This is a genomic window from Enterococcus malodoratus ATCC 43197 (assembly GCF_000407185.1).
GTDB classification, from domain to species: Bacteria; Bacillota; Bacilli; order Lactobacillales; family Enterococcaceae; genus Enterococcus_A; species Enterococcus_A malodoratus.
Map to the genome: position 1 here is coordinate 1542181 of NZ_KE136481.1, position 24196 is coordinate 1566376.

Annotated in this window: 19 protein-coding genes and 1 riboswitch; of the genes, 3 read left to right on the forward strand and 16 right to left on the reverse strand. The window is 39.3% G+C overall.

Going from position 1 to position 24196, the window contains the following annotated elements; all coding sequences use genetic code 11:
- Positions 1–10: 10 nt before the first annotated feature.
- The 14 genes from I585_RS07605 to I585_RS07670 form a co-directional block, all read right to left on the reverse strand.
- A complete protein-coding gene (locus I585_RS07605) occupies positions 11–1336 on the reverse strand; it encodes a PTS sugar transporter subunit IIC (protein ID WP_010742966.1) in 1326 nt (441 codons plus the stop codon).
- A gap of 195 nt (positions 1337–1531) precedes the next feature.
- Positions 1532–1873, reverse strand: coding sequence for a PTS sugar transporter subunit IIB (locus I585_RS07610; protein WP_010742965.1), 342 nt, complete (start codon positions 1871–1873; stop codon positions 1532–1534).
- 30 nt (positions 1874–1903) lie between these two features.
- Positions 1904–2209, reverse strand: coding sequence for a PTS sugar transporter subunit IIA (locus tag I585_RS07615; RefSeq protein WP_010742964.1), 306 nt, complete (start codon positions 2207–2209; stop codon positions 1904–1906).
- A gap of 68 nt (positions 2210–2277) precedes the next feature.
- Positions 2278–3318, reverse strand: coding sequence for an aminopeptidase (gene ypdE, locus I585_RS07620; RefSeq protein ID WP_010742963.1), 1041 nt, complete (start codon positions 3316–3318; stop codon positions 2278–2280).
- Positions 3308–5173 carry a BglG family transcription antiterminator gene (locus I585_RS07625; RefSeq protein ID WP_010742962.1) on the reverse strand — a complete coding sequence of 622 codons (1866 nt, stop codon included), beginning with the start codon at positions 5171–5173 and terminating at the stop codon, positions 3308–3310. Before I585_RS07625 ends, ypdE begins: the two co-directional genes overlap by 11 nt.
- A 419-nt stretch (positions 5174–5592) precedes the next feature.
- Positions 5593–6864, reverse strand: coding sequence for a phosphopyruvate hydratase (gene eno, locus I585_RS07630; RefSeq protein WP_010742961.1), 1272 nt, complete (start codon positions 6862–6864; stop codon positions 5593–5595).
- Positions 6865–7065: 201 nt separating this feature from the next.
- Positions 7066–7131: riboswitch (Fluoride riboswitch) on the reverse strand.
- Between the two features lie 129 nt (positions 7132–7260).
- Positions 7261–7770 carry a DinB family protein gene (locus I585_RS07635; protein ID WP_010742960.1) on the reverse strand — a complete coding sequence of 170 codons (510 nt, stop codon included), beginning with the start codon at positions 7768–7770 and terminating at the stop codon, positions 7261–7263.
- A gap of 60 nt (positions 7771–7830) precedes the next feature.
- Complete coding sequence (locus I585_RS07640) at positions 7831–8181, reverse strand: hypothetical protein (protein WP_010742959.1); 351 nt, start codon at positions 8179–8181, stop codon at positions 7831–7833.
- A gap of 3 nt (positions 8182–8184) precedes the next feature.
- On the reverse strand, positions 8185–9798 hold the full coding sequence (locus tag I585_RS07645) for an FAD-dependent oxidoreductase (protein WP_010742958.1): 1614 nt from the start codon (positions 9796–9798) through the stop codon (positions 8185–8187).
- A gap of 207 nt (positions 9799–10005) precedes the next feature.
- On the reverse strand, positions 10006–10425 hold the full coding sequence (locus I585_RS07650) for a hypothetical protein (protein ID WP_010742957.1): 420 nt from the start codon (positions 10423–10425) through the stop codon (positions 10006–10008).
- Between the two features lie 172 nt (positions 10426–10597).
- On the reverse strand, positions 10598–10984 hold the full coding sequence (locus tag I585_RS07655; protein ID WP_034708507.1) for a C-GCAxxG-C-C family protein: 387 nt from the start codon (positions 10982–10984) through the stop codon (positions 10598–10600).
- A gap of 20 nt (positions 10985–11004) precedes the next feature.
- Complete coding sequence (locus I585_RS07660; protein WP_010742955.1) at positions 11005–11442, reverse strand: GNAT family N-acetyltransferase; 438 nt, start codon at positions 11440–11442, stop codon at positions 11005–11007.
- 58 nt (positions 11443–11500) lie between these two features.
- The gene (locus I585_RS07665; RefSeq protein WP_010742954.1) at positions 11501–13645 is read right to left on the reverse strand and encodes an ATP-dependent helicase; all 2145 of its coding nucleotides are present in this window, start codon (positions 13643–13645) and stop codon (positions 11501–11503) included.
- A 122-nt stretch (positions 13646–13767) separates the two neighbouring features.
- On the reverse strand, positions 13768–15351 hold the full coding sequence (locus I585_RS07670) for a carboxylesterase/lipase family protein (protein ID WP_010742953.1): 1584 nt from the start codon (positions 15349–15351) through the stop codon (positions 13768–13770).
- A 435-nt stretch (positions 15352–15786) separates the two neighbouring features.
- On the opposite strand from I585_RS07670, the gene I585_RS07675 reads away from it, so the two are divergent.
- Positions 15787–19041 carry a VWA domain-containing protein gene (locus I585_RS07675; RefSeq protein WP_010742952.1) on the forward strand — a complete coding sequence of 1085 codons (3255 nt, stop codon included), beginning with the start codon at positions 15787–15789 and terminating at the stop codon, positions 19039–19041.
- Between the two features lie 154 nt (positions 19042–19195).
- On the opposite strand, the gene I585_RS07680 is transcribed toward I585_RS07675, so the two are convergent.
- On the reverse strand, positions 19196–19834 hold the full coding sequence (locus I585_RS07680; protein ID WP_010742951.1) for an SDR family oxidoreductase: 639 nt from the start codon (positions 19832–19834) through the stop codon (positions 19196–19198).
- A gap of 223 nt (positions 19835–20057) precedes the next feature.
- On the opposite strand from I585_RS07680, the gene I585_RS07685 reads away from it, so the two are divergent.
- The gene (locus tag I585_RS07685) at positions 20058–21476 is read left to right on the forward strand and encodes an MFS transporter (protein ID WP_010742950.1); all 1419 of its coding nucleotides are present in this window, start codon (positions 20058–20060) and stop codon (positions 21474–21476) included.
- 66 nt (positions 21477–21542) lie between these two features.
- On the opposite strand, the gene I585_RS07690 is transcribed toward I585_RS07685, so the two are convergent.
- A complete protein-coding gene (locus I585_RS07690) occupies positions 21543–22895 on the reverse strand; it encodes a CHAP domain-containing protein (protein WP_010742949.1) in 1353 nt (450 codons plus the stop codon).
- A 350-nt stretch (positions 22896–23245) separates the two neighbouring features.
- Here I585_RS07690 and ypfJ point away from each other — a divergent pair, with 350 nt between their 5' ends.
- The gene (gene ypfJ, locus I585_RS07695) at positions 23246–24142 is read left to right on the forward strand and encodes a KPN_02809 family neutral zinc metallopeptidase (protein ID WP_010742948.1); all 897 of its coding nucleotides are present in this window, start codon (positions 23246–23248) and stop codon (positions 24140–24142) included.
- Positions 24143–24196: the final 54 nt, after the last annotated feature.

Below are 24196 nucleotides of genomic sequence, written 5' to 3' on the forward strand. Positions count from 1 at the left end.
CACTCCAATTTTAGAAATCGAGATCCAAGCCATCCAGGATATCCGTATCGCCTTGGTCGAAGATCGTTTTCTTTTCCTTTTTCTTCGCTTCATCTTTCAACTCGTTGCGTTCCATAATCTTGAAGAACGGTACATAAATAGCTACTGCAAGAACCAGCTGCAAAGCATTGACTAGGATCGTTCGCCAATCCCCATTCGTCAGGAAGCCCTCCAAGAAGATACCCACATACGGCGGATCAAAGATTGGTTTGTTCAACCAGCCCCAATGCATGAAGAACATCGGCAAGGTTCCGATGATCGCTCCGCCAAACACATGTGGAACGAACATCAACGGATTTAAAATGATTGGTGCACCAAACAAGATTGGTTCATTGATCCCAAACAAGGCTGGGAATAAAGAGACCTTTCCAATTTGACGATACCGTTTTGATTTTGAAAACAAACAAGCCACGATACAGCCGATCGAAATGCCACAGCCAGTAAATCCGAAGAATGCACTTGAAGCGCCCGCTGTATAGAAATGCGGAATCGGTTGACCTGCTTGGAAAGCTGAGATATTTTCTGCAATAAAAGCTACCATGATTGGACGCGTGATCGGACTGAATACTGACGAATGAATCCCAAAGAAGAAGATCAGACAGATACAGAAATTCAGCGCCAATACGGACCAAGGATTGTCCATCGAACCAACCAGCGGTGACAAGAAGCGCGTCAAGATTGTTGGCGGCAATTCTCCAGCCGTTTGCATCAACGCAAAGCGCCCAATGATAAAGGTTCCACCGACGATCAATGTTACTGGAATCAATTCAAACGATTTCGAAACAAAATCGGGAACGCCATCTGGCATTCGAATCGTCATATTGTGTTTTTTACAGAAGTTGTATAATTCTACGGTGATCAAGGCGACAAACATTGATGTAAACAATCCTTTAGCACCAAAATTAGTAATATCCAGCATTCCATTTTTATCAAAGGTCGCTGTCATAAACAAGAAACCAAAAAGTGATAGCGTCACAGCACCGGGAATATATAATTTGTAATGATTTCCTAGATTATACGAAATCGCCGCACAGGCATAGAGACCGATCAAGCCTGTCGATAAAGTTACCGGGAGATTAAATAATTCCGCATTATTAAGAATAAACTGACTAAACGCGTTGGATTCTCCCAACATGTTTGGCAACGCCGGCAAGATAGCAAAGAAACTTCCTAAAATAGTAAATGGTGTCATAGCAACCATCCCGGCTTTGATAGCACTCAAATGTCGTTGATTATCAACTTTGTGCGCCAGCGGGACGAAGAAACGATTCATAAAAGCCTCGAATTTTGCGAACATGGTATTCCTCCTAGTTCATATTAATGTATCTATTTTTCCAAGAAAAATAGGTTTGTTTTTCTCCACGTATATCATTCCACTAAAGCCTTAAGTTTTATGATTCTGCGAAAAGTGGAACTGACATCCTAGTTCATATTAATGTATCTATTTCTAATTTCTGTATGAAGTTAAACGAGCATTTCTTTTCTATTTTGTTTAAATGGCCTGTTTAGCCAATTGATGTTTTTTATGCGTGACTAAAGCAAGCTTCATTACTGTTGCCCCATCCATTTGTCCATAAACATCTTTATCGATCACCGCATAGGGAATATCTCTCGGTTCTATTATTGATTTAATGAAATCAATTTTGTGAGTGATTTGCGGTCCGACTAAAACAATATCCCAGCCGTCTATTTGGCTTTCAATCGAATCTGCTGGGATCGCAGTAAAATCAAAATCCGCCTCGTTTAATTTTTCGCTTTGTTGAACTACTTTTCGCATATTTTGCATCAACATATTGGTAGAGAATCCTCCAGCGCAGCATAGTAAAATTTTCATAATCTTTTTCCCCTTTATCGTTTTATTTTATTATTGCAATACCGAAATCAATGTTTCGATTAAATCCCGTGCTAATTGACTCGTCATGTAGTGATCTTGTGCGTGGACCATCAGCAATCCAACATTTGATGATTCAACATCCTCATTCAACTCACGAGTAATTAAATCCGTTTGAATATTATGCGCTTCTAAATCTAAGTTGCGAGACTCCGCAATCAGGTCCTTTGCCAAATCAAAATCTTTGGTTTTCACACATTTCAACGCTTCAAAAGCTTTGGCTTTGCTTTCACCAGCAATTGAAATTAGTTGTACGATTTCTTGTTCTTCTTTTGTCATGTTAACGTCTCCTCGTTCATACGAATGTAATAAGTTCTTTTCAAAATGTTTTTACATCAAATGGTCTTCTAAATAAAATCCACCATGCGGTGATAGGTTTCTTCTGTGAAATTTTTAAGCATAGCTGCATACAGGTCGATCATTTCTTGGATATCCTGTTTATTTACGATCGAGTAAGCACAATGTCCATAGCGAACGGGTAAAATCGTCACGACAGTCGGTTTGCCTTCATTCACTTTATGCGCCTCCCCGCCATCGGTCCCACCAGAGTTAAACATATCCAGCTGCAATGGGATTTCCAGATTTTTCGCAGTTTCTTTGACATAATGGACCATTTCCAAATTCGGTGCTAATGTTCGGTCAAAATGTGTTAAGATCGGTCCTTTGCCGATTTGCCGCTGATTGGTATGATCACGAACAAATTCAGTACTGAAGGTCGCCACATCAATAACAAAAACAATATCTGGATTGATCGCTTGAACAGCCGTTTTCGCTCCCCTGATCCCAACTTCTTCGCTGCTGGTATTCGCAAAGTGGACAGTCAATGGTAATTCTTCTTCGGCTAATTTTTTCATCAACTCGCCCATTACAAAGCAGGCCAAACGATCATCAAAAGCCTTTCCAGCATAGATATCTTTTATCGCAAAATCTTCAAACTCAGTCGCATAACAACCCATGTTTCCAACTTCAATTCCCAACTCAGCGACTTCTTCAGCAGTCGTGGCTCCGATGTCACAATAAAGATTTTCTGTTTTCCCATCGCGATACTCGCCGTTGATAACACCACTGATTTTTCTTCCATCAAAGGTTGTGATACGAATTTTTTGCAGACGTTGAGCGAGCGGTTTTACTCCCCCGACTACCATTAAGTGGATCAAGCCCAACTGACTAATACTGCGAACCATGAAGCCAACTTCGTCCATATGTCCACAGATCATGATGCTCTTTGGACTTGTTCCTTTTTTAGTAAAGATCAAACTGCCAAGACCGTCCGTTCCTTTTTCATAAGATAATTCATCCAGCTCGGTCAAAATTGCTTGTCGGACTTCTTTTTCATTGCTGGCAATCCCATCCGCATTAGAGAGGTTTTTCAAAAATTCAATGTTCATTCTGATTCCTTCTTCCTAAAACTCGTTTTAATGTATAGTAAAATTCATGATAATCTTCGCTTTCAACTAAGGCGTTGATCGCCGCTGGATGATTCATCAGCTTGCTCAATTCTTTTGAGATGATCTGATGAATGTCTAATTGCTCGGCTTTCAAAGAAACCATAAAAATGATTTTCGCCGTTCGATCCGTTTCTTTTGCACCCTCCGGCAGGAGACATACGGCTACCCGATTTTCCCTGCCAGACATAATTAATGGATGGGGAATCGCGATCCCGTTTTGATAGATCGTTGATAAATAATTTTCCCGTTCCATTAATGAATCTTTATATCCTGTAAAGCCGACCTCTTGCTCGACTTGTTCGGCCAACTCCAGTAGAATCTCGGAATACGCTCGCTCTTTTTCAATGCGGAACAAAGACTCGGAAAATAATTCGAAAAAAGCCCGTTCAATCGAAAAATTTTCATCACTTTTCAATAGACTAAGATTTTCACTCACTTCTAAATAGTCCAACTCACTTTGAATCTCACTCATCAAGATCACCGGGCAATCGATCTCGATCGTTAATTCGATAATTGAAAAAACCAAATCAGGGTAATACGTTTGGATTTTCTCGATTTCGAACATCGAAAAGGTCTGAATCTTCGCCCGAGGAAAAATTCTTCGTAATTTCATTTCCACAAGATAAGCCATTCCTCCTCCTGAGGAACAAACGACTGCGATTCGATAAATATTTTCGATCAAGCTTTGCTGCCATTTATGATAAGGGACCGTCATATGTGTCGCCAGATAACCAATTTCATCAGAAGCGATTTTTAATTGAAATTTTTCTTCCAGCCATTTAGAAAAGATCACCGCAAAATTAAAAATTACTGGATAGTCCTTGCTGATATCTTCTAAATAAGGATTGCTGAAATTCACATTCTTGCGCGATCGTTCGATCAACGCCGCTACATGAAGATAAACTAGATCAATAAATTCTTGGTCTGCAGAAAAATGTGTTTTTTGCTCCTCATCCATCTGATGAAAAAAATCAGTGATCTCTTCCTTCAACAATTGTTTATTGCTTAGGATTTCCAGCTTCTTCGTTTTTGCTAATAAGCTAGCTTCAAAATACTCATGAATCTCTTTTTGTCTAGGAACAGGAATTGTAGTGCTTTGCAGAACCTCTGTTAAAAAGGATTTCGGTTCTTCCGTTTGAGTGTCCGTTCCTTTGATCAATAATAGTAAAAATAGTTCTTCTTCTAATCGACGAAACTCCACGTAATCAATTTCCCACTTGTGATGACTGATCAGATGATAGAGACTATCCTTTAACTGTTTTTGTTTTTCAAAATTGAAAGCTGTTTCTAATTTCTCCAATAACTTTCCGTTGCCTCTTTGAAAACAATCTAATAACAGTAAAAGTCGATTCTTTAATTCACTGATAACCCGAATCCCGTAGTGTGCTTTTCGTTCCAAAACTAAGGAACTTCCTTTCAGATATAGCTCAAGCTTTGAAAGATCTTTTTTTATTTGACTGCCGCTGACTAGCAGTTCATCACTTAATTGTTTGACTGTTTGATAATTCTCGTTGATCAACAGCAGACTCAGTAAAGATTCGATCCGATCCTTTTGCATTTCAATCGTCGTCTCAGAAAAACCTGCTAGATACGAAGTAAGCTTTTCCTTGTCCGATATACTCAGCCGATAACCCAACTTGGCGGACTTTTCAATCGTGAAACCTTGCTCTATTTCCGCTAATTCTTGTAGATCATTACGAATCGTGCGAGAGGAGACACCGATCATTTTCGCTAGTTGATCGATTTTTAAGTAGTCGTTTTCCTTTAAGGCATTCAGTATTTGTACTTCTCGCATCCTACCTCTCCTTTCTCCTCAATGAGGAATAAATCATCTATTTATTTTCGTGCTAATTATTTTTCCACTAAGATCGCTTTTTTTGCAAGCGCAATCATTTACACGTTTAGTATAAGAAAACCCTTCCAAATAGAAAAGTTGAACTTTTTCCAACCACAAGTGCAAAACGTGTCTCTTTTTATCAATAACCTACTGCTCTCAAAATTGTAACAACCATAAGACACCCTCACAATAAAAATGAATGATTTGAAATAATCATGGACCTCCTAGTTAGTTAGGCCCCATTAAGTTGAAATATTCATCTAATTTTAATCATGTCAGTAAGTTTTTGAGCCGCCTTTTTTACTCAACTGACCTTTAATAAAAAAATCCGAGCCTCAACAAGGAGGTTCGGATTTTCAACACTAAAGAAGTATTATTTATTTTTTAGGAAAACGAGCTAATTTTGCATATCCTTCTAGTTCTTCCTCGATCCGCAGGAATTGGTTGTATTTTTCAACTCGTTCGCTGCGAGCCATTGAACCCGTTTTGATTTGTCCAGCATTCATTGCTACTGCAAAGTCTGCGATGAATGTGTCACCAGTTTCACCAGAACGATGAGAGATCATGGTTGTATATCCATTAGCACGAGCCATTTTGATCGTTTCGATTGATTCTGACACCGTCCCGATTTGGTTTAGTTTAATCAAAATGGAGTTGGCAACCTTTTTATTGATTCCTTCAGAAAAAATCACTGGATTCGTTACGAAGATATCATCGCCAACTAATTGGATCTTATCTCCCATTTTTTCAGTCATTTTCTTGAAGCCTTCCCAATCATGCTCTGAAAATCCATCTTCAATAAAAATGATAGCCGAATATTTTCTTACTAGCTCTTGATAATATATCAGCATTTCATTTGAAGACAGCTCTTTGCCTTCAAATGAGTATTTCTTCGTATTGTCATTATAAAATTCACTTGATGCTGGGTCCAATGCGATAGCAATTTCTTCACCCGGCACATAACCGGCTTCTTTGATGGCCCGATACAACATTTCGATTGCTGCTTCGGTACTACCCAATTTAGGTGCGAACCCGCCTTCGTCACCTACGGCCGTTTCATATCCCTCTTTGCTAAGAACACTCTTCAACGTATTATAGGTGTTGGCGATTTTTTCTACACCATCTCGGAAGTTGTCGCGTTTCACTGGTGTCAATAGGAATTCCTGAACATCGATTCCTGAATCGGCGTGAACGCCTCCGTTAATTACATTAAAGAAAGGCTGCGGCAATTCAATATCTACTCCGCCAAGATATCGATACAGTGGTATTCCTTGGCTTTGGGCTGCTGCACGAGCAATGGCCATGGAAACACCCAAAATCGCATTGGCACCCAGCCGGCTTTTATTCGGCGTTCCGTCCAAATCGATCATGAGTTTGTCGACCTTCGCTTGATCAAATGGCGATACACCCTTTAATGTATCATTGATTTCAGTGTTGACGTTTCTAACTGCTTTCATAACGCCCTTTCCCATCAAATAATCACCGCCATCACGTAGTTCGACTGCTTCACGATCCCCTGTTGAGGCACCACTTGGTACTTCTGCTCGTCCTAAGCTACCGTCAGATAGAATAACATCCGCTTCAACGGTTGGATTTCCACGTGAATCAAAAATTTCTCTTGCTTTCACTGTTTCGATTACGACTGTCATGTTTTTTCCTCCTTAAAATTAAAAACAGTATTTCCTGCTTATACGTCAACGTAAAAATCTCAACGATGTCCTACTTTCACAATTTTCGCTCCCATCCATTTTTGACACCTGCGAAAAATTAAAGACGCAAAAAAGCCTGTTACAAGTTAAAGACTTCTAAAAACACTCCAAACAAATAATCGGAGTATTAAAAGTATTTAACTTACAACAGGCGCCATCAGCTGAATAATTCAGCAGTTAGGAGGGAGCACCATCCCTCTTACAAGGACAGAATAGCACTATCCATTTTTTCTGACAATCAAAAGCACTTCTTACTAGAATACTCATCAATTATTAAACGGTTTTCAAAAAAAAAGCAGATAGATCTTTTACGATCTATCTGCTCCAATCTCATTCTTATTTTCCAATCACTAAACGTCTTGTGTAGACTGCTTGTCCCGAATGCATCACAGCATCATCAATTGCCGAGATAATTCTGACTTGACGAGTAACTGGTGGTGTCCAGTTGGTATCAATGACCTCATCAAGCTGGTCTTCTTTTAGACTGTCTAGATAAACATTCGTAAAGTCCACACTTGCTGATAAATAGCCTAACAGCAGCTCTTTTTCTTTCACAACGACTTTTTTTGCTTCCTCTGGGGTATGGCGCCAATCTTCGGTATCATTCGGTAAGTCCAACGAAAATTTTTCTGACCAGCCTTCACTCAACCATAGCGGTTCGCTGCCATTAAGCCCTGAGATTTGCAGATCCAACTCGCGAGCCGTGTGCCAAATCAACCAAGTCACAGATTTGATCAATGGAGCAGGCATCGTATTGGCTTCTTCAATCGTCATTTGATCCAATGTATCTTCTAGACGTTCTTGACCACGTGCCAAAGTTTCAATCAATAGTTGCGTACTTTTCATAGCAAAATCCTCCTCTTAGTATCTACTCTTCACTTTACTACGATGATTTTGCGACGGCAACTATTCCCTATTCGAATATAAATAGATCAGATCCTCTGCGACTTGTTTAGTCTCTTCTACCTCGGAAAATTGAAACTGTAGTTTTCGATCAAACAAAATTAAAGTCAGATTTGTTTCGTTTTGCTGCAGCTCCAACTTAGTGATAGGAAAGAACACATGCGTAAACTGATCCAAGTCGATGGCAGGATCAATGATCATCACTCCGGCAGAATAGAAAACGACAGGTATTTCGTCGACAGTTTCCAATAATGTAAAATTCATCAATTCATCCGACGAGAGTTGCGAATCAATATAGGCCTGCAAAATCAGAAACTGTTGTGATTGGCTAAAGACTTGTTTAAAATCATTCATCCGTTATTCCTCGATTAAGACAGCGGGAATGCCAAACCCAGCCAAAATACGAACCGAGGTATACGTGTTCAATCCTTTTCTAAAGGTAATATAGACTTTCCGATCTCTAGGGATCTCGTTGATCCGTTCACGTAATTCATTCATCGGGATATTTTTTGTCGCTTCAATGCTGCCCGATTTCGCCTTATCTGGTTCGCGAATATCAAGGAAAAAGGCATTTGCTAAATCTTCTGCCGGAATATCAGCCGCTTTGATTGTTTCCACGACATTCGTCATTTGATTGATCGCTACATAACCGGCAATATTCAATGGATCTCTCGTTGTTGAATACGGTGGTGAGTAAGGCAGTTCTAAATCAGGCAAATCAAAAACAGTTAGATTTCCAGTGATGGCAACAGATAATTCACCCATCCGTTTATCGACACCTTTTTCACCAACGGCCTGTCCACCTAAAATTTTCCCACTCGCTGCATCAAAAATAATTTTTAGATTCAACCGCTTTGCCCCTGGATAAAAGTATGCGTGATCAAATGGGGTAACAAAAACAGATTTATAATTCGTAATCCCTGCAGCTTTTAGCGCATGTTCGGTCATCCCAGCGTAACTTGCCGTGTAATCAAAAATCTTCGCCACACCGGCACCAATATAGCCGCGATAACGCATTGGTGTTCCATTGATCATATCCGCAAGCATATGCCCTTGACGATTAGCTGCACTAGACAACATGCTGGATGTCGCTAGACCTGTTACGACACTAGTCGTTTTAATAATATCTCCAATCGCATAGATATCTGATACATTCGTTTCCAATTGATCGTTGACGATGATTTGTCCATCATCGGATAGTTCAATCCCCGCAGTTTTTGCGACCTCATTATTCGGCGCAACTCCAGTCGCAAAAATGATCATCTCCGGATAAAGACTGGTTCCATCAGAAAGTAACACTTCTTTCCCAGCCTGATGGATTTCTTCTATCCGCGTACTCAAGCGAACGTTCAAACCTTTTTCAATCAATTTGTCATAAATCAAATCTGCAATTTCTTCATCATATGGAAAGGCCACTTGCGGTAATTGATCGACAAGGGTCACATCCATCCCGCGGTGTTTAAAGTTCTCAGCCAATTCTAAGCCCATCACACCAGCACCTAAGACTAAAACATTCTGAGGGTCCTGTTCATCAATAAACGATTTGATATCAGCCGCATCGGTCACGCTGCGCAAGACAAAACCATTTTTAGCCGTTTCAGCACCTTTGATTGGCGGTAAAGTTGGTCTTGCACCAGCAGAAATTACTAGTTTGTCATAATTTGTAGTAGTTGATTCTCCGGTGGTTAAATCTTTTACGATCAATTCCTTTTTATCCGGATCAATCGCATCTACCTCGTGCTTTATAAGGACATCAATATTGTTTTTTATTTTTAAAATTTCTGGTGTTCGTTCAATCAACGAATCTAAATCTTCAATCACACCGCCTAAATAATAAGGCAAGGCACAGCTAGCAAAAGAAATATTTTCCCCTCGTTCATAAATCACAATCTCATGCTCTTCATTCAAACGACGCAAACGCGTGGCAAATGAAGGTCCGCCTGCAACTCCGCCAATTACTACAATTTTCACGGTAACATCTCCTCGTAATATATTTTCAAGCCGTATATCAATCCACATGCTATCTTCATTTATGATCTAGTATTGATTCAGCAAGTAGAACGTACAACCGTCATTCTTTTTTGATAGTACTCCTTTTTCAAAAGACCAGCAAAGAATTGTTCTTAGCGATTTTCGCCATATAAAAAAGATCAATCATCTTCATTAAATGATTGATCTTTACTCATTTTTCTTTAGTTCTATCGTCCGTTCTGATTTGCCATTTTTAACTATTTTCAACTTCAATTGCTTCCGTCCCGTTCGGATAGCATGATATTCAATATTGTTTCCGTCATCTGTCATTACGACTCTTTTCTTGGTCGAGTTTACTGCTATTTTCGCTTTCTTCAATGCTAAAGTGCCTTTACATTTAATCGTCCAACTATCGAAATGATCATTCGTAGCCTTAAAGGAATAATCACTTGATTGGTTCCTCCAGCTCCCTTGTAACCAGGCTGTATTATTAGGTGTCAGCTTGTTAATGATGGTTAGTAATAGGAGTATACCAATAATCATCAAGGCTGCCGCAATTTGTTTTTTCCATTTAAACAAATAGTCCACAAGTTTTTCTTTAATTTTTTGAATAGTTTCCTTGTCCATTCTATGTACTAACCCCCACGATCCAGAATTGTCAGTCAATTTTACTATCTGGATAGTGAAAATCGTAACATAGAGCTTTGTGCTTTACAAACTCTTTTTTTAACCAATTCATTTTGATTTATGAATAAAATAAAGATCAACCACTCTGCTAATGATTGATCTGCTTGTCTTTTTATTCTGGTAGATTTTCCTCAAGAATCGCTAAGGCTGCACGGACATATTCAGCGCACGGACGCTTTCCAAAGAGTTTTGTACAATAGAGTGAGCCGCATGTCTGCTCAAAATCTTGCGTCATTGCCACAAGTATTTTTCCAGCATCATCATCTTTACACTTGGCTGGATCAGTCGCTTCCATTGTTCCCTTTAAGGCATTAATCACCATATAGTTTCCTACTAATGCCCCGCATAAACCCTGATAATTCCCGCCACCATACTCGGCAGCAAGCTCATGTGCCTGCTCCTCGGTGATGCCCATTTCAGTACAATAGGCACAGACAATCGCTTGACAACAGTTTCGACCGGCTTGAAAATAAGTCATCGCTTGCTCCTGATGATTCATGATTCGCTCACCCTTTCAGTTTACAGTCCTTTATCCAGTGTAATACAAGGTACGCCATCTTCCTCATAAGGCTGTCCAACTCTTAAATAGCCCAAATTTTCATAAAATTCGGCCGCTGTCAATTCTGCATGGATCACAATCTGTTTGATCTGTTTCTTCCTTGCCAAAGCTTCTAGGGCTTTAACTACCTGACTCCCCAATTGCTTTCCACGATACTCCTTCAAAGTCGCTACACGTCCGATGCGAGCAACTTCGTCTGTTTCGAATAAAAACCGGGCCGTCGCAACGGGAAGATTCCCATCAAAAAGAACGCTGTAGATTGTTTCAGCAGTGTCATTTTGATCAAACTCATCAGTCAATGCCAATGATTTTTCCAAGACAAAGACCCTCATTCGAATATAACTACTTGCTGCCCGCAAGTGAACCGCAGTGCCCACTTCTAATCTTAAGTCCTCCATATGCCCTCCTGTTTAACTCATTATACTATTTTGACTGAAAACTGAACGAGTATAAAAGTTATTTTGTTTTTTGATAATCCTTCACAGGCAATCCAGCCTCTTTTATAAAGGGAGAAGGCTCTGTTACTTTATTGTTGACTGCCTTAGGAAAAGTCACGTAGAGATTTTCCTTTGCACGCGTGATCGCAACGTACATCAAGCGACGCTGCTCTTCCATCGTTGTTGGCGGATCTGCTTTTTCTATCGCCGCCTGGATATCACAATCTGCTTTTTTCACCGTATGATGATTAGGCAACGCATCATTATAAACACCTTTGATAAAGATATTCTTTTTGCCTAAACCTTTGCTGGCATGGATCGACAAAAGATAGACAGCATTTAGCTTTTGTTGATCGTAATCATTTAAACGTTGCTTCATCCCTTGCGTCTGTTTGCTGGCATGCTCAAAATTCGCCAACAACCCTTGCCAATCGGCTGCCGCAGATAACTCCTTATTCAACCACTCGGCTTCCTCTTCACTCAAGTCCTTCTTAAATTTTGGTGTTGCCAACAGTGCTTCCGCTAAAGCGACCAGGTTTAGTTGTTTCTGTTGATAAAACAGATAAATCTGCTTAAAAAATTCCTTCGTTAACCTTTGTGCCGCTGAATTCAATTTCTTCTCACCAATCAAAAAATCGACCAGATCATTGATTTTGAACTTGTTTTTACTAAACAGTTCTGCTGTAAATTTTTCACTTGTCCCAAATTTTACATAGTGATAAAAAGCATATTGCTGAATGATGCTTTTTAAAGCATTGTTCTTCTGTTCGACAGTTTTCGCTCCATCGATGGTTCTTAATTGTTCGAATAGATTTTTGAATAACGGAATCCCAAAAATCCCCAACAAATCATCGTTGGCTTGAGTCACAAAGGGTACCTTCTCTTTCGCTAATTGTTTTAACAATGAGCGAAGCTGAACCCGCGTTGGATATAAAATTAACGTATTCGTATAATCTGGCTGACCAGCAGCAGTCGGAGTTTTTGAAGCAAGCTCTTGAATTTTTCTACCGATCCAAGCCGCCTCTTCTTCATCATCTGGAAAACCGATGCTGTAACAGTCATGCTCTCCCGCCGTTTTATAGGCAGTCATCGTTTTTTCCAAACGATCGTGGGCATTGCCTTTGATCAATTGATTTCCAGCCGCGACAATTGGCGCCTCCGAACGATAATTCGTCATCAGTGTCAGTGATGTTTGTCGATATTCTTGATCAAAATCCTTGATGTATTTAGGTTCTGCTCCACGGAAATAGTAAATACTTTGATCGTCGTCCCCTACGATAATCAGCTTACTAGCCGATTTTTGTTTCGTGTTTTTATCAGGTGGACAAATCAGAGCCACGATTTGCTTTTGCAGTGGATTGATATCTTGGAACTCATCAATAAAAATATACCGATATTTTTGTTGAAGTTCTTGCTGCGCCTGGACATCGTTTTCTAAGATCAATTTTAAGTTGAACAGCATATCATCAAAATTAATGAAGTGCTGCTCTTTTTTTATCGCCGATAATTCTGCCATGAATTGCTTGAAGACAACACTTAATTTCTGGTTAGGCAACAAGTCTTTGCTATCAAAATACTTCGCGATAAAATGAGTCATTTCTTGATCAGAATATCCTAGATTACGCCAATAGCTGATGCGCGTTAAAATACTGCGATCCTCATATTTATCAAAATTATATAAACGATACTTTTTAATCAATTGATTGACTGTCTCCAAGTACAATCCCTCATTGATCGTTCCTTCAATTCCCCAGCGCTTCAATTCAGGCGCTTGTCGAATCAACTCATTATATTCCGCATTGAACCAGCCATGAAAGGTCTGGACTTTGATCTTGGCATAGCCGCCTAAGTATTGATTCACTCGAGCTTCCATCTCTAATTTTGCCTTACGAGAAAAAGTACACATTAGAATTGTTTTGGAATCAACTGATTTTTCCAGCACCAAATAGGCGGCTTTCGCACAAATCGTTTGCGTCTTTCCACTTCCCGCACCAGCAATAATCCGCAAATGCGTCTGCATTGGAAATCGAATCGCCGCCAGCTGTTCATCACTAAAAGAATTACCGCTGTTTTTAGCGATCAATTGCTGCAAAGTATCTTTATCTTCCTCTGGATCTGCTTCGATTAAATCTGATTTTATGTAATTTGAAAGCTTAGTAAGCATCAATAAATGGTCCCTTCTATGTAAAAAAAATCATACTTACCTATTATAACGGAATCATTTATTTTTGATAGTAATTAATGTATAAACGAGCCTACTCTCGTTCGAGCAGGCCGTTGCTAGATCTACCAAAATTTATTTAAAAAGAAATCAACATCTGCTTGATTCGGACGTTCACGAACTTGGGTGTCTTCATTAAGAACCAGAATTTCTTGTTCTTCTTCAGAATATTTGGGCCATTCAATACTGGTCTTTTCACCCTGATTCGGATCTCCTGAAACAATGAAATTTAACCAACGATTATGCAAGTCTTCTTTAAACTGCTCTTTTTCTGTCGTCAATTCGACTTCTTCTGGAATCGTATCAAAGACAAAAAATAGTTCCATAGCGTGAGCTGTTCCCAGACCCTGTTCATTTAACTTTGGCATATTCAGATCAAAATTATAATAATAAACGTTTTTACCTTGTTTAGCCATTTCATTGGCAAAACTTTCACTGCCTAACCGCATAGCATAGTAGAAAATATCACGCGCACGTTGTGTTGCATTGTGTGTTTCATCTACAGGGTATTTCGCCAGCACTTCCTCCGCTTGGTCTCCAAAGGTCAAGCGAATCGTCCGTTGATACTCCGCTTCGGAAATTCCTTCTGGTACAAAGAGTGTTCCTTCATCTGTATTGTAGCCAGCGAGCAGATCAACTGAATTATAGTCACCCTTTTGCAATGCTTCATAAGGATTTTCTGGAATCACCTTTCCATCAAAAGTAGGCCATAGATTGTAATCAGTCGGTTTTGTAATATCAATACTGAATTGACTTTCTTCAGCCAGTAATTGCGCATCCAATTGCTGAGCTTCTTCTAATGTCCCAACCTGCAGATGCTTACGAAAAAGCTCTGCATTCGCTAATGCCTGTTGCTTATCTCCTGTACTTTTTGGTACTACCATGGGTTGCCCTACAATACCGCCGCTTTCAAGAATGGCTCTTTGGAAAAGTCCCTTTGCTAATGGACTCATTACTAAATTTGAAACGCTGAAGGCACCAGCCGATTCTCCACTAATCGTAATATTTTCCGGATCACCGCCAAAAGCCGCAACATTTTTTTTGACCCATTCTAACGCTTTGATTTGATCTAGCGTTCCCAGATTCCCAACGTTTCCATACTTTTCAGTTACTTCCGGAAAAGCCAAATTTCCAAGCGCACTTAACCGGTAAGGAATATTAATCTGGATCACATTGTCCTTAGCAAAACGAGTACCATCATACATCGTCTTTGCAGGACTTCCTTGAGTATATGCCCCTCCATGAATAAATACTAAAACCGGTAATTTCTCTTTTTTCGGTTTAGCAGGCTTCCAAAGATTCAAATAGAGGCAATCTTCATCGTAGGTTATACCGTCCTCCTTTTTTGCTACCTGAATCGCGGAAGGCCGAAATTCAGTGCAGTCTAATGTTTTCGTCCATTTTTCAGGTGTCTCTGGAGGTAAAAAACGTAATTCTTCAACTGGTGGTGCTGCAAACGGAATTCCTTTGAAGCTGATCACATCTGCTTTTTTCCTTCCCTTTACAGGACCATATCTCGTATCAACGACTAAAGCATCTGTTTGATGATCACTTTTCTTGGAAGAATCATCGGCAGATTCTCTTCCACACGCGGAAATTAATAGCAAGACTGCTGTTGTCGCACCAAACCATATCCATCTTTTCTTCATAAGTACCCTCCTCTAAAAAAACTGACAAAGTGATAGTAAAAAATTAAATGACCAATAATTACCCTTTAATTAATAGTTTAACAAAGAATACCTCTTTTCTCGTGTTGGAGACTGAACACATTCTTTATAAGCTATAAAAAAAAGGAGTAATCATTATTTTTAAATAGCAACGAAGATCGACCTTTTTATAAAAAATCATTTCTTTTAAGAAATTATGGTAAAAATTAATCCCCAAAACTTAATTCCAAATAAACAAATCGCTTTAAATAACCATATCTCATTTTTTCTCACAAACGAATAGTACTATATAAATCACTTGATACATATAAATAACGAACTATCGTTTTAATTAAGAAATTAAATTTTTTTTCATTTTTTCTATAATGAGAATGCTATAAAAAAGACTATTTATAAAAAATGAAAGAGGCGGAAATCATGGTATGGAATAAAATCGGCTTTATAATGACAGTATTTGCGATTATTTTTCTAACGTGCTTGGAAATTTTACCAATTACTGCAATCGTTTTTGCTGAAACGAAAGAAATCTGCTTAATGGATAAGGGCGGTATAAAGGTTTCCTACAGCACCGAAACGTCGAACAAAGAAAATGTGTTTCGAATAAAATTCGATCACAGGGCTTCCACGGAAAATACTCAACAACGCTTAAAAATAAAACTTTTAAGCGAAACTGGAAGAGTCATCGATTACTCTCCAATTAATGAAATGGAGAAAGAGGAAGATTGGCTGATTGAAAAAGGCTTCACGTCTTCTGCAAAAAAAGAGATACCCATCGTTCTTCCAAAAGAGGAAACAAAACTGCAAATGTTTATTGAAATGGACGAACGGGTCAAACACCCCACAAATCAAGATGAACGTAAAGTAAACAAAAATATTCTGGCCCAAACTGAATCTTATTGGTTAGAAGTCGCAACGAATTCAAACCAATACTCTCCAAATAAAGAGACAGAAAAAAGTACAAATGCATCAATTTCATTGGAGAAAACTAAACTTCTTCAAGCTGGGCCAGAAATTCCAGCAACTGCTCAAGCATCACTTTCGGGACAAAATGATTTGTACAAAAATAAACTTCCGAAGTATCTGTTTGGCAGTTCAATCGGCGATTATCCAGAACATTCTTGGGTCCCCAATAATCAGCTGAATGTCATAAATCACCAAGGCGGGTACGAAAAACAAGCTGCGGATGTCTGGGATGGTGTAGATCATTGGGATGTAGCCGCAGACGATCATACCAAATCATACATCCACTACGGTCAGATGACCAAGCCAAATTTATCTATAAGGAAACTCGTGAAGGAAACAAACGTAGAAAATGAATTCGATGTCCAAATGGACATTCGCGGATATCTTAATTACGACCCTGGAGTGGATCTTGTTTTCTTGTTAGATAATTCTTATTCGATGCGAGAGCTCAAGCGGAAACCGGACGCATCCAATGCTTTTACCAGTCTGATTAATCAATTGGAGAGTATGCATGTTGCGAATACCGATAATATTCGAATAGGAGGGAATATCTTTGCCGCCTACCAACCCGAAATCGGCTGGAACGATAGTCAGACAGTTGTCGACATATCAAACTCACCGGCAAAATGGAAATCCTTGGACACTAATTATCGGAATCTTGAACCTGATGGGAATACACATACGGAAAGAGCCTTGGCCACTGCACGAGATTTATTTCAAAAGGCAGATGCGACAGGCAAACGAAAAAAAATACTTTTTCTCTTAACAGATGGCGGACCGACACATAGTTGGACCCCTACAGAAGCTATTGCTGATAATAGCATGTATTTCGATCCGATTCGGATCACAAAGGTAAACGATAAAGTCGGGAATCAGTATCGCGTGGGCACCACTCTCGGTAATGGAAATCTGCCCTTAGAAATGACCACCAAAATAAGAGTTCCATATAATCCGCAAAACCCGCCAATACCACCTAACAGTTTGAGAATTACTAGTCATCTGACTCCGGCAAACTCAATGGCGCAATCGCTTAAGGAGTCAGACATCGAGATTCATTCTCTGGCACTTGAAATTTCTGCAAAGGGAAGCAACCCTAATGAAAAGCATTCGGATGCCGAATTACTAAGAGGACTATACAAAATGGCATCAAAAAAACGCGATGCTGCAGGGGATACACAAAATGATTATTTCTTCTATGAAGCTAAAAGGAGTTCAGAAATAGCAGATTACTTAAAACAATGGTACAACACCATCGTTCGAACCGTTGACCAAGGAGAAATCACGGATGACTTAGGCGACATGGTAGAACTTGTGGGAAATCCAGAAAATCCAAAGCAAATTAAGCATGGGCAGGAAAAAGACATTACTGCTACCGACATGCCGAAGATCGCAACCGCAAACAACAAACGAACAATTAATGTAAGCAACCTCAATCTATCTGACGGACAAGAAGTTCAACTCACCTATCGTGTTCGTTTAAAAACTGACGATACAAATTTCAAGTCGGGAACTTGGTATCAAGTTAACAAGAGCTCCACTTTTAGTCCGACACCCGAACGGACAACCGATAAATTAGACTTTGGTATTCCTTCAGTAAAGGCACCAATCAAGTTTGAGGATTTCGATATACCAGTAGAAGTACAATGGGAAAACGATAATGCAGATCATTGGAAGATGCGCGAGGATGTAACTGCCGTCTTACAGAAAAAAGAAGGGGCAAACTGGACCGATCAAAAACAACTTACTTTGAAGAATGATGCCAGCACGAAAGGAAAATTTATGGATGTTCCAGGCGATCCTGCAATCAATTATCGCGTGATCCAAAGAGTCGGCAATTCAGATAAAGTAATCGGATATGCTAAGCCAGCTTACACTCCCAATAATTTCCATTCAAACGATTTGCCAACAGAAGGAGTCATTATCAAAAACAGGTTGATGACAACCGATACTTCTTTTAAGAAAGTCGGTCATGATGGCAGTACGCCTTTCACTGGAAATGATAAACCGAAATTTACCGCCACTTTAACAGAAAAAAACATTGTGGCAGAAAAAGATGTGGCACCAACTGATGATGGAACAGTCACTTTTAAAGATCTTCCTATTGGTATTTTTAATGTCGAAGAAACAACGGTACCTACTGGCTATATCAAAATAAAGGATTTTGCGATCACTGTTTCTGAAAAAGACGATGGCTCAGGAGTCGAAGCAACCATTGACGGCAAAAATACCGATGTCACAAAAACGAATAAACTAAAACCTTTCGAACTAGTTGTACACAAAACTGATAACACGGATACTGCCCTTAAAGGAGCCGCTTTCCGTTTAACAGGTGTCGAAAATACGTATAATAAAACGCTTGAGAACGGTCCAACATTTACCTTCACTGGACTAGAACCAGGCACTTACGAGCTGGCTGAAACCAAGACACCCAATGGTTTTATTGGTCTGGACAAAAAAATTCAGATTAGAATTACTCCACAAGGAACAGTCGTGATTGAATCACATCCGCAAGTTGAAGGAATCGGTGGGATCACTGCTTCAGGAAATAAGCTTGAAGTAACTGTTAAAAATGAACCTCATGTAGGTACATTGCCCAGTACGGGGAGTTTAGCCGGCCAAAAAATCTTATTCATCTCTGCTTTGTGTCTTGTCCTTGGTGTTAGTTTAACTATTGGTTATTTATATTGGAGTCGTCAAAAAGCTCACTAAAATAATAAGGATTCCTCTTTTCGTTTTTCCGTTGTTTATAGTTATTCATTTTCCGTTTTCTAGATTTTACTTATAATAAATCAGCCTCTTAATAATTTTGATTTTGTGATTACAAAGCTAAACGGCCTGCATTATAATGCAGGCCGTTTTCCTATTAACGATACCAAGCTGGCTTATCACCATCGGTATTTGGTTTATTTACACCTAAAGAATCACCCACAAATGAATTCGGGGTATCAATAATTTTTGTAACGAGGTCCGCAATACTTTTCCGAGAAACCTCAGTCCCCTTGAACACTTCGCCCTTTTTAGTTAGTTCATAATCGACCTCTTCTTGATCGGTTAACCATGCGGGGCGAATGATTGTGTAATCTAAGCCAGAATCTTCAATCACACGGGCCGCTTTGCTATATGCTTCTAGATAGCCCCCATCTAATTGTTCATGATTCCATTTTCCATAATTACCCGGAACTTCATCATAAATTCCTAAGGTTGAAATCCAAATTAAACGTTTGACCTTTTTAGCCTTCATAGCGGCAACAAGATTTTGGGCTTCCTCTACAATTTTTCCCGCTAAGTTTGCGTAAACAATATCGACTCCCGTTAATGCCTGTTCTAAATCGAATAGACTTGTCGCATTTCCTTCAATCAATGATTCTTTCACCGGATCATCAATGCTCAAACGAGCCGAGTTACGCAAAAAAAGTTTTTGATGAACGTCCTGTGCCAAAAGATTCTTTGTGACACGTTGTGCAATTTTTCCATGAGCGCCTAATATTAATACTTGTTTCATGAGTGATTCCTTCTTTCAAGCTAAAAAACATTTTCTCTCATTCACACCAATCATATTAGCACCACGACTCTCCTCGCTCAAACAAAAGTACTTTCACTCTAAAATCAGCGAAATTTTCTTTACAAATGATTAAAAATTCAAAGAAAACGTTTCATTCGTATTTTTATTCTACAATCACTATAATTAAGAAAAATTGGAATCCTCGACTTTAGGAGGGATTGTTATGGAAAAACAAAAAATACTTAGCAAAGAAATAATTATTTTAGGACTGTTTTCTTTTATTACTGCTTTATCCGGTGAAAGTACCAATTTGGCATTGCCAACAATCAGCCGGGCTTTATTGATTTCTAATAACCAAGCGACTTGGATCGTACAAATCGGTTTGATCACCACAACTATTTTACTGGTAGCCTTTGGTCATCTGGGCGATCTTATTTCTAAAGAGTTTATTTTTCTTTTAGGCGGTGTATCATTTACCGTGGGCTCACTAATCAATGGGTTCGCTCCTAATTTTCTGATCCTCTTAATTGGTCGTGTTGTTCAAGCCATCGGATCTGCCATGATTATGGCCAACTCACTCGGAATCACAACAGAATACTCAACGCCTAAAACTCGTGGAACGACGATGTCGATAATCTCAATGTTCATTTCCGTTGGTTCCATTTCAGGGCCGGCTTTAGGCGGCGTTGTTTTATCCGCTGTTTCTTGGCGCTGGATTTATTTGATTAATGTACCTATCGGATTACTATTCAGTATTATCGGATATAAAGTTTTTCCACTTCCAAAACTGTCTAAAGCTACCGTTGAAGGCCCCTTAAAAGAAGCAAATTGGTTAGGACAAGGACTCTTTTCCATCGGAATCATCAGCTTATCACTTTCCAGTCTGTTCTTTCAGAGTACACATGGACGGCTCTTAGTAGGAATGATCGCCTTTTTCGGCGGAACGGCACTAACTATTTATTCTTTTATCCAAGATGATCATAGTAAGAATCCTTGGATCTCACCAAGTGTCTTAAGGAATAAACACTTCATGCTTTCCATGTTTGCCCTATTCTTAGCAATGCTTACCAATGTGGCGTCCAATATCTTACTGCCCTTTTATCTTCAAAGCTTTAATGGGATCAGTCCACTGATTAGTGGGCTAGTCATGATTCTGCAGTCTGCAATAATGTTGATAATTTCTCCCATTGCTGGTCGTCTCTCAGACCGTATCGGTTCAAGCAAATTAATAATTATCGGGACACTGGTCCTGATTGCTTCACAAATTGGTTATACATTTTATCCACTGCATTTTAGCTGGCCACTAGTATTATTTCCGATTATTTTGAATGGTATCGGGATGGGAAGCTTTTTATCACCAAATAATTCGATGGCGATGTCTTTTGTTGAAAAAGAATTTACTGGTGTCGCTGGTTCATTGACTTCTTTTTTTAGAACAATCGGAATGAGCTTAGGAATCAGTATCTCATCTGCGGTTCTGTTCGGTCAGCTGCCTAATGTGCGCTATATCACACCAAAGTTAGGGATGGATTTTATTCGTGCCTTTCATAATATCTTTTGGATAATGGCCTTTCTAGCAGTTATTTGTTTACTATTGTCCATTTACGCTATTATAAACGGCTCAAAAAAGACTGTTTCCTAAAAGATCTTTCTTTATAGCAAAAAAACGAGTTTCCGAAGATTCGGAAACTCGTTTCTATTTTATTTCTTATGGGTGAATATATTGTAACCCAGCTGCACTCAATGTTGCAGTGTTTGGTCCAGTTGGTGATGGGAAGCCCATACCACCTTGAGTAATAGTGATTGTGTTGTCTGAAGCATTGTATGATTGAACATACGCTACGTGTCCATAGGAGGGATCCGCATTCCATGTTCCAACTGATTGACCTTGGCCAAAGACAACGATCGAACCAGGAGTTGGTGTGCCGTCTACTTGGAAACCATCAGCTGCTGCTGAAGCTCCCCATTGGCAACCATTCCCCCAATAAGTTCCAGCCCAAGGTGCAACATTTTTCACATACCAAGTACATTGACCTACTGCGTACATATTACCTGAACCAGTGTGGTCAGTTTTTCCACCTGTTGGTGTTGGTACAGGTGTTGGCGCCGGAGTTTCATTATTGTCAGTCGTAGTCGTTTCTGTTTTTGATTCTGTTGTTGAAGAAGATGAAGTTGAACTTTCTTCACTGGCACTTGATGATGCTTCAGTAGAAGATGCTGTTGAGCTTTCAGTAGCTGCTTTCGCTTGTTCTTCTTGTGCTTTTGCAGCTTTCGCTTGAGAATCTTCAAAAGCTTTTTGCGCTTTTGCAGCTTCCTTCGCTTGACGTTCTTGCTCAGCTTTTTGTGCTTTCGCAGCTTCTTGCTGTTCTTTCAAGACACGTGCTTGTTCTGCTTTCGCTTCTTCTTGTTGTTTCTTCAATTTAGATTTATCTTGTTCAGCAGTTGCTTGTTCTGCAGCATAATTTGCTTTCACAACGTTTAGCTCTGCTTGCTTATTCGCAATTTCATTCTTTTGTGTTTCTAACTCTTTTTGGTTTGCTTGGATTTCAGCAACCTTTGTTTCATTAGCTTTAACTTTTTCTTCAACCGCTTTTTCATCGGCTTTTTGTTGTTCCATCAAAGATTTATTCGCTTTTACAATAGTTGACATCGCTTGTACACGACCAACCACATCTGATAATGAATCAGCTTCTAAAACAGCTGAAACATAATTAGTTGCTTGACCTTTTACTTGAGTATCACGCGCTTGATTTTTAATCACTTCGTTACGTTTTGCGATACGCACTTTCAATGTAGCAATTTTATCTTGCAACTTCATTGTATCTTTATTTAATTGATCTTGCTTCGCTTCTAAGTCTTTAACTTTTCCACTAACCGTTGCAATCTCACTTGTTAATCCGTCAATTTGTGTTTGAACATCCGATTGTTTACCTTGTAGGTCACTGATCTTTTGATCTTTTTCTTGGATTTGCTGATCATAATTATCTGCTAAAGCAATACTCGGTACTGCTGATACAGCGATTGTACAAACTAACAATGCTGCTAATATACTTTTTTTCACTAATTATTCCTCCGGCTATTATGTTGATTTAAATGATAGATCGCATAACGTCAGAAGTAATTCTAACACAGTGATATATCATGCAGATAAAAAGAATGTTACAAATACATTTCAATATTATTTTTTAAATTATTGAAATACGATCGATATTTCCTCCATATTGCCGCCATTTAAGTGTTTTACAGAAAAAATACCCATTTTTTCATCCTTCATGACCGATTGAAAAAAGTGAAAAATAAATTTAAAGATAAACCTGTCAACGAACAGTCACAGCTCTCTTAAAGCATTATTCTTTGGCTCGTTGTCCCTTTCGTCTAAAATAATTATAAAAGACAGAAGGAGGAAACACTATGCGTTGGCGAGGAGATCGGCAAAGTTCAAATGTAGAAGATCGTTCAGGCAGTGGCGGGCGACCTGCGGGTAAAATAGCGGCCGGTGGTGGAATCGGTGTATTTTTAATTGCTATTCTTGTTTTTTTCATTTCCGGGGGAGATTTAAGTACGGTCACGGATACTCTGGGTGGTGACATCACACCAGCAACTTATGAAACAGAAAATGTTTCAACTAAAGAATATACCGATCAAAAAGAATTTGCGGCGGTCGTTTTTGCTCACTTGGAGGATTATTGGAATGGCGAATTCGATCAGCTTAATGAGTCATATCAAAATCCTAAACTTGTCCTTTTCACAGATAGTGTCAGCTCCGCTTGTGGTCAGGCCAGTTCACAAGTCGGACCTTTTTACTGTCCAGCAGATCAAAACGTATACTTAGATTTGAGCTTTGCAGATGAATTGTCCAGCAAATATGGCGCAACAGGTGATTATGCAATGGCGTACGTTATTGCTCATGAGGTTGGTCACCATGTGCAAAATGAACTGGGAATCTCAGCTCAATTAGATAAAATTCGAAAACGAGTTTCAGAGACCGAATACAATAAGTACAGTGTTCGTTTAGAATTGCAAGCCGATTATTTGGCCGGATGTTTTTCTAAATATCTAGCTGGCGAGACCTATCAGGGACAGCCGATTTTGGAGGAAGGCGACATCGATGAGGCTATCACTGCGGCAAATGCGATCGGAGACGATACACTGCAAAAAGAGTATCAAGGCTATGTTGTCCCTGATAGCTTTACTCATGGTACTAGTCAGCAGCGAATCGACTGGTTCAAACGCGGTTTTAAATATGGGGACTTAGATCATGGAAATACCTTTAATGAAAAAAATTTAGATTTATCTGTTGCAGCATAAAAAAGGGAACCGCAGACTTGGACAAACACGTCCCAAGTCTGCGGTTCTTTGTTT

What these genes read in the sequence shown, in the direction of transcription:
- I585_RS07605 (WP_010742966.1), bottom strand. Translation starts at nt 1,336, where the DNA reads ATGTTCGCAAAATTCGAGGCTTTTATGAATCGTTTCTTCGTCCCGCTG.
- I585_RS07610 (WP_010742965.1), bottom strand. Translation starts at nt 1,873, where the DNA reads ATGAAAATTTTACTATGCTGCGCTGGAGGATTCTCTACCAATATGTTG.
- I585_RS07615 (WP_010742964.1), bottom strand. Translation starts at nt 2,209, where the DNA reads ATGACAAAAGAAGAACAAGAAATCGTACAACTAATTTCAATTGCTGGT.
- ypdE (WP_010742963.1), bottom strand. Translation starts at nt 3,318, where the DNA reads ATGAACATTGAATTTTTGAAAAACCTCTCTAATGCGGATGGGATTGCC.
- I585_RS07625 (WP_010742962.1), bottom strand. Translation starts at nt 5,173, where the DNA reads ATGCGAGAAGTACAAATACTGAATGCCTTAAAGGAAAACGACTACTTA.
- eno (WP_010742961.1), bottom strand. Translation starts at nt 6,864, where the DNA reads ATGACAGTCGTAATCGAAACAGTGAAAGCAAGAGAAATTTTTGATTCA.
- I585_RS07635 (WP_010742960.1), bottom strand. Translation starts at nt 7,770, where the DNA reads ATGAAAAGTACGCAACTATTGATTGAAACTTTGGCACGTGGTCAAGAA.
- I585_RS07640 (WP_010742959.1), bottom strand. Translation starts at nt 8,181, where the DNA reads ATGAATGATTTTAAACAAGTCTTTAGCCAATCACAACAGTTTCTGATT.
- I585_RS07650 (WP_010742957.1), bottom strand. Translation starts at nt 10,425, where the DNA reads ATGGACAAGGAAACTATTCAAAAAATTAAAGAAAAACTTGTGGACTAT.
- I585_RS07655 (WP_034708507.1), bottom strand. Translation starts at nt 10,984, where the DNA reads ATGAATCATCAGGAGCAAGCGATGACTTATTTTCAAGCCGGTCGAAAC.
- I585_RS07660 (WP_010742955.1), bottom strand. Translation starts at nt 11,442, where the DNA reads ATGGAGGACTTAAGATTAGAAGTGGGCACTGCGGTTCACTTGCGGGCA.
- I585_RS07665 (WP_010742954.1), bottom strand. Translation starts at nt 13,645, where the DNA reads ATGCTTACTAAGCTTTCAAATTACATAAAATCAGATTTAATCGAAGCA.
- I585_RS07670 (WP_010742953.1), bottom strand. Translation starts at nt 15,351, where the DNA reads ATGAAGAAAAGATGGATATGGTTTGGTGCGACAACAGCAGTCTTGCTA.
- I585_RS07675 (WP_010742952.1), top strand. Translation starts at nt 15,787, where the DNA reads ATGGTATGGAATAAAATCGGCTTTATAATGACAGTATTTGCGATTATT.
- I585_RS07680 (WP_010742951.1), bottom strand. Translation starts at nt 19,834, where the DNA reads ATGAAACAAGTATTAATATTAGGCGCTCATGGAAAAATTGCACAACGT.
- I585_RS07685 (WP_010742950.1), top strand. Translation starts at nt 20,058, where the DNA reads ATGGAAAAACAAAAAATACTTAGCAAAGAAATAATTATTTTAGGACTG.
- ypfJ (WP_010742948.1), top strand. Translation starts at nt 23,246, where the DNA reads ATGCGTTGGCGAGGAGATCGGCAAAGTTCAAATGTAGAAGATCGTTCA.